Annotated in this window: 6 protein-coding genes and 1 pseudogene; 3 read left to right on the top strand and 4 right to left on the bottom strand. The window is 65.2% G+C overall.

All coding sequences use genetic code 11. The annotated features are described in order from the left end of the window. Positions 1-106 precede the first annotated feature (106 nt). Entirely contained in the window at positions 107-1,774 is a 1,668-nt protein-coding gene (gene bla, locus AC07PE_RS26960; RefSeq protein ID WP_498770403.1) for a subclass B3 metallo-beta-lactamase, read from the bottom strand. Positions 1,775-1,949: 175 nt separating this feature from the next. Between bla and AC07PE_RS26965 the strand changes: the two genes are divergently transcribed. From AC07PE_RS26965 to ampC, 3 genes are all read left to right on the top strand, one after another. Then, positions 1,950-3,050, top strand: coding sequence for a sensor histidine kinase (locus tag AC07PE_RS26965; protein ID WP_498770405.1), 1,101 nt, complete (start codon positions 1,950-1,952; stop codon positions 3,048-3,050). Between the two features lie 3 nt (positions 3,051-3,053). Then, complete coding sequence (locus AC07PE_RS26970) at positions 3,054-3,827, top strand: LytR/AlgR family response regulator transcription factor (RefSeq protein WP_498770407.1); 774 nt, start codon at positions 3,054-3,056, stop codon at positions 3,825-3,827. Between the two features lie 91 nt (positions 3,828-3,918). After that, positions 3,919-5,064 carry a class C beta-lactamase gene (ampC, locus tag AC07PE_RS26975; RefSeq protein ID WP_498770409.1) on the top strand — a complete coding sequence of 382 codons (1,146 nt, stop codon included), beginning with the start codon at positions 3,919-3,921 and terminating at the stop codon, positions 5,062-5,064. Here ampC and AC07PE_RS26980 read toward each other — a convergent pair. The 3 genes and pseudogenes from AC07PE_RS26980 to AC07PE_RS26990 all read right to left on the bottom strand — a co-directional run bounded on the left by AC07PE_RS26980 (position 5,057) and on the right by AC07PE_RS26990 (position 8,988). Beyond that, entirely contained in the window at positions 5,057-7,312 is a 2,256-nt protein-coding gene (locus tag AC07PE_RS26980; protein WP_498770411.1) for a xanthine dehydrogenase family protein molybdopterin-binding subunit, read from the bottom strand. The genes ampC and AC07PE_RS26980 overlap by 8 nt on opposite strands. Further along, positions 7,309-8,307 (bottom strand): annotated as a pseudogene (locus AC07PE_RS26985) (FAD binding domain-containing protein). Before AC07PE_RS26985 ends, AC07PE_RS26980 begins: the two are co-directional and overlap by 4 nt. Before the next feature lie 9 nt (positions 8,308-8,316). Further along, entirely contained in the window at positions 8,317-8,988 is a 672-nt protein-coding gene (locus tag AC07PE_RS26990; RefSeq protein ID WP_498770413.1) for a 2Fe-2S iron-sulfur cluster-binding protein, read from the bottom strand. Positions 8,989-9,222: the final 234 nt, after the last annotated feature.

Raw genomic sequence — 9,222 nt, forward strand, 5'->3', positions numbered from 1 at the left:
GACTTTGCGCCGATGATAGTGCTGCAACCAGTGTGAAAGTAGGTTATCGTCAGGCTAATTATTAAGCAGAGCCCGCTGAGTTGATACTCAGCGGGCTTTTTGCTTTCTAGCGTTCCTGTTTCAAATACGCCCGCAGTCCATGCGTCAGCACCAGCGGAAACACGCTCGCATGATCCTCATCCGCAAACACCGTCAATCGCGTTGCCAGGCCGGGATAACGATGCGATTTCAGCGCCGCATCGAATTCGCGCAAGTCGGCAACCATATCGGCATCCTCTTCGCTTCGTGAACGCTTCTTCCCTGGCGCCAGCGTTTCGCGTCCGCCAATCCCGAAGAACACCGACGCCGGCATATCCTTGTGCGCCTTCGCATACGCCATTTCACGGTCGAACATCACGCCGCGGTCGAACCACAGCGAAGGACTGCCGAGAATGTAATGCTCGAAGCTTGCCGGCCGGGTCAGCAGCATCTCCAGGCCGAGCAGGCTGCCGTAGGAATGGCCGACGAAGATCTTGCGCCGCATGTCGGCGCGGTAGTGCGCGGCAATCAGCGGGAACACCTCGTCGACAATAAAGCCGCCATAGGCCTGCGCCTCGCCGAAGGCCACCGCGCGGCCGGACGCGTCCGACGCATAGCTTTGCGCACGAGGCCTCGAGGGCGTGTAGTCGCGGCGCCGGCTGTACACAGCGCTGTCGCCCTTTGAATACGACAGCCCGACGACGATCGCTTCCTCCAGACCCGCATGCTTCGACAAGCGCGAGGCGATGCTGCGCGCGATCGGGAATCCGTAAGCGGCATCGGTGACGAACAGCACCGGATAGCGCCGGCTGGATGCGCGGTAGGACTCCGGCAGGGCGACGAAGACCTGGTAGTCGCGGTTCAAGGCTTGCGCGTGCACGTCGCGCACCTCGGTGTCGTCGAGCAGATACGCCGACGGCGCCGTATCGGATTCCGCCGCCAGGGTCTTCACCAGGATCGCACGCGCTTTGTCCGCGTACTTGCGGCAGCCGTCACGGTCGACGAAGGCCGCATTCCCCAGCGCCGCCTGCTTCGCCTTCTTTTCCCACAGGCCGCTCTGCTCGGGATGCGCACTTACCAGTACGTCGCAGTCCAGCGCTTCGACGGTGGCGATCGAGCGCTCGATGTCGGCGCGCGCGTTCGCGTACAGCGGGTTCCTGCTGAAGCTGCGGCCGTCGGCGGCGATGCCGTTCACACTGTCGCCGTACACCATGTTCATGGTCTTGCCGCCTTCGCTCGACTGCCAGGTCCAGCTGGTCGCCCCCAGCGTATGGCCCGGCGTGAAGCGCGCCGTGACGGCCAGCGGGCCCAGTTTCACTACCTCGCCGTCGCGCACCGCGCGCGTATTCGCCACCGGCGTCATCGCTTGCAGGCCGGGATATTGCGCGTCGCGCTTGTCCGGCTGGCCGCTGCGCAGCACTTCCGCCGACACCGGACTGGCCAGCACGGTCGCGCCGCTCAGCTTCTGCAGAGCGGCGATGCCGCCAGCGTGGTCGAAGTGCTCGTGGCCATTCAGGATGTAGCGGATGTCCTCGACCTTGAAGCCGAGCTTGCGGACATGCTCGGCGATTTGGCTGGAGGCGCCGGGCGGTCCGCCATCGATGAGGATATGGCCGGCGGGTGAGGTGATCAGCACCGCGCTGATGCCGCCGGTGCCGACGTAATAGGTGTTGCCGTACACGGCGAAGGGATCCTGCGGCGCGTTCCAGTCCGCGGCGCCGGCATCGACAGTGCAGGCGCCGAGTGCAAGGCTCAAGGCAAGGCAGATCGTTGTTTTCATGGGCAAAGAATAAGAGTTGAAAGTGAGAGCAGAACGATTCTGCAACCGGCCCGCTCGCCCGGCAGCAAGCCGGTGACGAAACCCCGCTTTCGCGTGATGAAGCCGATGGCAGCAGCGGTCCGGCGCATGGAGCGGCTGCTATACTTTTCCGATGCAATCAGCCTCTTTGCCCAACACCTCTCCCGCCCCCAGGACCATTGCCACGGCAGTGCTGGTGTGGGCGGCGATCAGCGTCCTCGGCGCCCTGCAGACCTACAGCGACAATCTGCGGGGCGGCGTTGACAGCCATTATCCGGCCCTGCTGGTTACCTGGTTCATCGAATATGCGGTGCCACTGATCGTCCTGAGCGCGGGCCTGAGTCTGGTACTGGCGCGCTGGCCGGCCCTGATCGCGCGGCCCCGCAACGTGTTCGCACTGTTCGTCGGCCTCGTGCTCGTGTTCCAGCCGGCCCAGTGGACCTATATGGCCTGGCTGCGCGGGTACCTGCACATCGCCAGCCTCGAGGATGCGCGCCTGCTGCTGATGAAGATGCTGCTGGTCGGCTGGTTCTCGACCACCGGCACCTTCGCCGCCATCCTCGCGATTCACTACTGGCGCCAGGCCAGGGAGCGCGAGCTGGCCTGGCAGCGCAGCCAGAACGACATGCTCAACCTGCGCCTGGCCCTCGAACAGCAGCGCATGCTGGCCCTGCGCGCACAGTTCGAGCCGCACTTCCTGTTCAATGCCTTGAATGCGATCAGCGCGCTGGTGCGCGACGGTGACCGCAGCCTGGCTCTCGGCGGTATCGGCCGCCTGAGCGACCTGCTGCGCTACGCCTTGTCGGCGAGCGTGCGCAATACCGTCACCGTCGCCGCCGAGCTGCAGTTCGTGCGCGACTATCTCGACCTGCAGCGCCTGCGCTACGGCGAGCGCCTGCAGGTGCACATCGACGGCGACGGCCGGCTGCTGCACGAGGTGGCTTGCCCGCCGCTGCTGCTGCAGCCGCTGATCGAGAACGCGCTGCGCCACGACCTCGATTGCCGCGAGGGCCCCAGCGACATCCGCCTCGGCTTCGCGCAGGAGGGGGAGGTGCTGGCGATCCGCGTCGACAATCCCGTCAGCGCGCAAGCCTCGCCGAATCCGGGCGCAGGGCTCGGGCTGGCGAACACGCGCGAGCGCCTGAAACTGATGCACCCGACGGCCTCGCTGTCTACCAGCCAGCAGGACGGCCGCTTCGTGGCCGAAGTGCGGCTGCCGCTGGACCAGGACTGAGCGATGAGCGTGCCGATGAGCGTGCGTTATCTGATCGTCGACGACGAAGCGCCCAGCCGCGCCAATCTGCGCCTGGCCCTGGCCGCGCATCCGGACTGGCAGCTGGCTGCGGAATGCGACAGCGCCGCTGCCGCCCGCGCGGCGCTGGCCGAGCACGAGGTCGACGTGATCTTCCTCGACATCCAGATGCCGCTCGAATCGGGGCTGGTGCTCGCGCGCGAGATCAGCCGCCTGCGCGTGCCGCCGCTGATCGTCTTCGCGACCGCCTATAGCGAACATGCGGTCGACGCCTTCGAGGTGCACGCGCTCGACTACCTGCTCAAGCCCCTGAGCGACGCGCGCCTGGCGCAGACCGTCGAGCGCATCGGCGCCATGCTAGGGCAGCGGCGGCGCGAAGCGTACGGCGCCGCGCTGCGCGACTATGTCGATGCCGGCGCCGGCCAGGCCGTCGAGCGGCCGGCGCGCATCAACGTGCGCTCGGTCGGCCGCATCGAGCAGATCCGGGTGGACGACATCTTGTGGATCGAATCGGCGGGTAACTACGTCGAGCTGCACCTGGAGGGGCGCGCGGTCCTGCATCGCATCACCCTGAACCGCCTCGAAACGCTGCTCGCGTCGGAAGACTTCCTGCGCGTGCATCGCAGCGCAATCGTCAGGCGCAGCCAGATCGCACGCCTGGAGACCGTCGGCGACGGCAGCTACAAGCTGACGCTGCGCTGCGGCGCCGCGGTGGCGGTCAGCGAACGCTATCTGGGCGCGCTGAAGTCGGCGATGTGATGAAATGCCGGCCTGCCGGGATGACGGCGCTGGTTGCGCCGGCACTGCCCTGCCTATACTGAGTCATTATCGACCAGAGCCCATTCGCACCATGCGCATACAAGCCATCGCCCTCGCCGGTTTCAGCCTTCTGCCGTTCGGCGCCCACGCCGCAGCCGACAACGCGGCCATCCGCGCAGCCGTCGACAAGGCGATCAAACCCCTGATGGCCCAGCACGACGTGCCCGGCCTGGCGGTCGCCGTCACCGTCGACGGCCAGGTCTCGTTTTTCAATTACGGCCTGGCCTCGAAAGAGAAGCACATCCCGGTCAGCGAGCACACCTTGTTCGAGCTGGGCTCGGTCAGCAAGACCTTTACGGCTGCGCTGGGCTGTTATGCGCAAGTCCAGGGCGAGCTTTCCTTCGACGACCATCCGAGTAAATATATGCCGCAGCTGAAGGGCAGCGCGATCGACCGCGCCACCATGCTCGAACTCGGCACCTACATGGCCGGCGGCCTGCCGCTGCAGATGCCGGACGAGGTCGACAACGATGCGCAGATGCTGGCCTATTTCCGCAACTGGACGCCGGATGCGCCGCCCGGCACGCAGCGCCGCTACTCGAACCCGAGCATCGGCCTGTTCGGGCACTTGACCGCACGGGCGCTGCAAACCGGATTTGCCGACGCCCTCGACGGCCAGTTGTTTCCCGCGCTCGGCCTGAAGCACAGCCATGTCCGGGTGCCGGCGGCGGCGATGGGCGATTACGCCTGGGGCTACAACAGGGCGAACAAGGCGGTGCGGGTCAATCCCGGCGTCTTCGATGCGGAGGCTTATGGCGTCAAGTCGAGCGCCGCCGACATGATCCGCTATGTGCAGCTGAATATCGACCCGGGCCAGCTGGCGGCGCCGATGCGCCAGGCAGTGGAATGCACGCACACCGGCTACTTCCAGATCGGCGACACGGTGCAGGGACTCGGCTGGGAACAGTACCGTGCGCCGGTCAGCCTGGCGCAGCTGCAGACCGGGAATTCCGAGAAGATGAGCCTCGGCGTTAACGTCGCCACCCGCCTCCAGCCGCCGCAGGCGCCACCGCGCGGGACGCTGTTCAACAAGACCGGCGCCACCGGCGGCTTCGGCGCCTATGTGCTGTTCGTCCCGGAGCAGCGGGTCGGGATCGTCATGCTGGCGAATAAAAACTATCCGATTGCGGCGCGGGTCGAGGCGGCCTACGCCATTCTCGAGCAGCTGGTCAAATAAGTTTATCGGGCGTGATCGGCAGGTCGCGGATGCGCTTGCCGGTAGCGTGATAGACTGCATTGGCGATCGCCGCCGCTACGCCAGTGATGCCGATCTCGCCGACGCCCTTGGCGCCCAGTTCATTGATATAGGCGTCGTGCTCGTCGAGCATTGTGATGTCGATGCTGCCGATATCGCCGTTCACTGGCACGTGGTAGTCCGCCAGGTTGGCGTTCACCGCCCGTCCCACGCGCCAATCCATCTCGGTTTTCTCCATCAGGCCCATGCCCAGGCCCCACACGATCCCGCCCATTAACTGGCTGTGCGTAGTCTTGCGATTGATGACGCGTCCCACGCCATACACGCCGACGATGCGCGGTACGCGTATCGTGCCCAGGTCGGAATCCACATGGACTTCGACGAAGATGGCGCCGAAGGCCTGCATGCCGTAGCGCTTCTTTTCATCGCCCTGGTCGGCGCTGGCTTCGGCGCTGACGGACTGACCGCCATTGCGCGCCACCACCGCTGCCATCGAATCCCGCCGTGACGGTTCGGCTTTCGAGAACAGCCAGCCGCTTGCGGCGTCGACATCGTCCGCACTCAGGCCATGCAGGCTCGATGCGCTATCGCCCAGCGCCGTTGCGATCAGCTTGTCGCGCATGGCGCGCGCCGCCTGGTGCACGGCCGGGCCGACGCTAGCCACCGTTTGCGAGCCGCCCGACACCGGCGCTTCCGGCAGCCGCGTATCGCCTAGCTCGAAGCGCACGCGAGACACATCCACGCCGAGGGCGTCGGCCGCGATCTGCGCCATGACTGTGTAAGTGCCGGTCCCGAGATCATGGGTGCCGCTGCGTACCACCACCGAGCCGTCCGCATTGATCGTGGCCGAGGCCTTGGCACCCTTGCGGTTTGCCGGATAGGAAGCGGTCGCCATGCCCCAGCCGACCTTGGTGCGGCCGACGCGCATCGAGCCAGGGGTCGGCGTGCGGCGCGCCCAGCCGAAGCGCTCGGCGCCGACACGGTAGCATTCGCGCAGCGATTTGCTGGACCACGGAATGTCCTTTTCCGGGTCCTTTTCCGTGTAATTGGTCAGGCGTAGCTGGATAGGGTCGAGCTTCAAGGCATACGCCAGCTCGTCCATCGCCGACTCCAGCGCGAAGCTGCCGCTCGATTCGCCGGGCGCACGCATATAGGTCGGCACTCCCACGTTCAGGGTCGCCAGTCGCTGCGAGGTCTGCAGGCTCTCGCTCGCATAGGCTTTACGGGTCACGGCAGTGCAGGGCTCGACGAAGTCGTCGACGAAGGAAGTGCTCGACACCGTGTCGTGCGCTACCGCCAGCAGCTTGCCGTCGCCGCCGGCGCCCAGCTGCAGGCGCTGCTCGGTCAGCGGGCGCGCGCCTACCGGGCCATACATCTGCGTGCGCTCTAGCACGAGCTTGACCGGTACCCCGGCCATGCGCGAAGCCATTGCCGCCAGCATCACGTGCGACCAGGTAGTGCCCTTGCAGCCGAACCCGCCGCCCACGAAGGGACAGACCACGCGGACCTTTTCGGGGTCGATGCCGAAGGTCTGTGCAGCGGTATTGCGTACGCCGGACACGTTCTGGGTCGCATCGTACAGGGTCAGGTGATCACCCTCCCAAGCCGCGATGGTCGCGTGCGGTTCTAGCGGATTGTGGTTTTCCATCGGCGTCGTGTATAGCAGGTCGAGCTTCTGCGCCGCGCGTTCCATGCTGCGGGCGACGTTGCCGCGGCCGGTGTCGGACGGGCGATCCGGCTGGAGCTCGGGACGGCGCAGCTTCAGCTTCGCCTGTTTGAAGTCGAGCTGCGCACGCTCTACCGTATAGCGCACGTTCAGGCGCCGGGCTGCATCGCGCGCATGCTCGAAGGTGTCGGCGACGACGACGGCGACCGGCTGGGCGTTGTACTCGATGCGGTCGTCCTGCAGCAGCGAGAGTTTCGGGTTTGGCGGCTGCTTTTTCTGGTCCGGCTTCGATTGTTCCTTGCCGCCCGAGCTGCCTTCGGTCTTGCCTTCCCCTTTCTGCTTGGGCAGGCGGACTGCGTTCTGGTGCGTCATCACCAGCATCACGCCGGGCATGCGCTTTACGCTCGCCACGTCGATGGCGCTGATGCGGCCCTTGGCTACGGTCGACAGCACCATCATGGCGTAGGCCAGGCGCGGGATCTTGTGCTCGGCCGCGTAGGTGGCCTGGCCGGTGACCTTGAGCCGCCCATCCAGCCTGTCGATGCCTTGTCCGATCACACTCATGCGTTCTCTCCCCGGGTTTCCTGTGCTTCGCGCAGCGCGCGTATGATGACGCGTTCGGCCAGCTTGATCTTGAAAGCGTTGTCCCTGAATGCCTGGGCGCCGTCGAGCAGCATGCGTGCCGCCTGCGCGCAGCGTGCATCGTCGAGCGGCTGGCCGGCCAGCAGCGCTTCCGCCGCCGGCACCCGCCACGGTTTATGTGCGACGCCGCCAAGAGCGATGCGGGCCTGGCGTACCGTGCTGCCATCCATGTCCAGCGCCGCCGCAGCCGATACAAGCGCAAAGGCATAGCTGTTCCGTTCCCGTACCTTCAGGTAGTGGGTGTGGCGCTGGAAAACTGGAGGCGGCAGGTCCACTGCCGTAATCAGCTCCGTCGGCTGCAGCACTGTATCCAGCTGCGGCATCGATCCGGGCAGCCGATGGAAGTCGGCGATAGGAATACTGCGCTCGCCCTTCGGGCCGCTGACCTGGACAACCGCATCGAGCGCGGCCAGTGCCACGTTCATATCGGACGGATTCACCGCGATGCAGACACTGCTGGCGCCCAGGATCGCGTGCAAGCGGTTGACGCCTTCGCGCGCGCCTCAGCCGCTGCCTGGCGCTCGCTTGTTACACATAGCGAAGGCGGTATCCATGAAATAGGGGCAGCGGGTGCGCTGCAGCAGGTTGCCGCCTATGGTTGCCATATTACGCAGTTGCGGCGAAGCACCGGAGAGGAGCGCCTGGGTCAACAGCGGGTAGCGGGTCCGCACCAGCGGGTGGTTGGCCGTGTCGCTGTTGCGGGCGAGCGCACCGATACGGAGGCCGCCGTTGGACAATTCAGCAATCTGGTCGAGGCCGATGTGGTTGATGTCGACCAGCCGCAGGGGCAGTTCGACATCGCCCTTCATCAGGTCGAGCAGGTTGGTGCCGCCGCCGATGAATTTCGCGTGCGGCTGCTGGATAAGGCGTATAGCGCCGGCGGGATCGCTGGCTTGATCGAAGTCGATCGAGCGCATACCGTCTCCTCATGCTTTCGCCGCAGCCTGGACGGCGGTGACGATGTTGTTGTAGGCGCCGCAGCGGCATAGATTGCCGCTCATGCGCTCGCGGATCTCTGGATCGGTGAACGCGATCGTCTGCTGGCGTACGTTAGGGGTGACAGCACTGGCGGTACCGGCCTTCATCTCTGCGATGCAAGCCACGGCCGAGCAGATCTGGCCGGGTGTGCAGTAGCCGCATTGGAAGGCGTCGTGTTCGATAAAGGCGGCTTGGATGGGCGCCAGTTGATCGCCGTGGGCGATACCTTCGATGGTCGTGATCTTGGCGCCCTGGTGCATGATCGCCAGCGTCAGGCAGGAATTAACGCGGCGGCCGTCGACGAGAACGGTGCAGGCGCCGCACTGGCCGCGGTCGCAGCCCTTCTTGGTGCCTGTCAGTTGCAGCACTTCACGTAGGGCGTCAAGCAGGGTAACGCGCGGTTCGAGCGAAAGCTGATGATCAGCGCCGTTGACGCTCAAGGTGAGCGCGCGCGGAGGGACGAAGGGCGCGGCGGATGTCTCGCTGGCTACAGGTGCGGCGGTAGCCGGCGAGAGAGGGAGCCGAGCGGCGCCTGCCACGAGCAGGGCGGATTGCATGAAGCCGCGGCGTGAAGTATCTACGTCCGCATCATCTTCAAGATGGCTGGGTTGGTCTGACATCGAAGGCTTTCGAAAAGAAGTGTGGCGTACGAGGGCATATGAGACTTAACGCTCGATTATCGGCACTAGATAAATCACTTCCGTTAAGCCGCACACATAGTTGCCGCGTTCGTGTACTAAAAAATCGACATGCGGGCCTTGCGCATGAGCTCGGCTGTTTGCTATAGTTCGCGTCCTGCTTCTGCAGCGCACGAAAAGTTTAATAGAATCAACGAATTAAACTTGTATAAACGG

The sequence above is a fragment of the Telluria sp. GW821-FHT07G12 genome, from assembly GCF_059418525.1.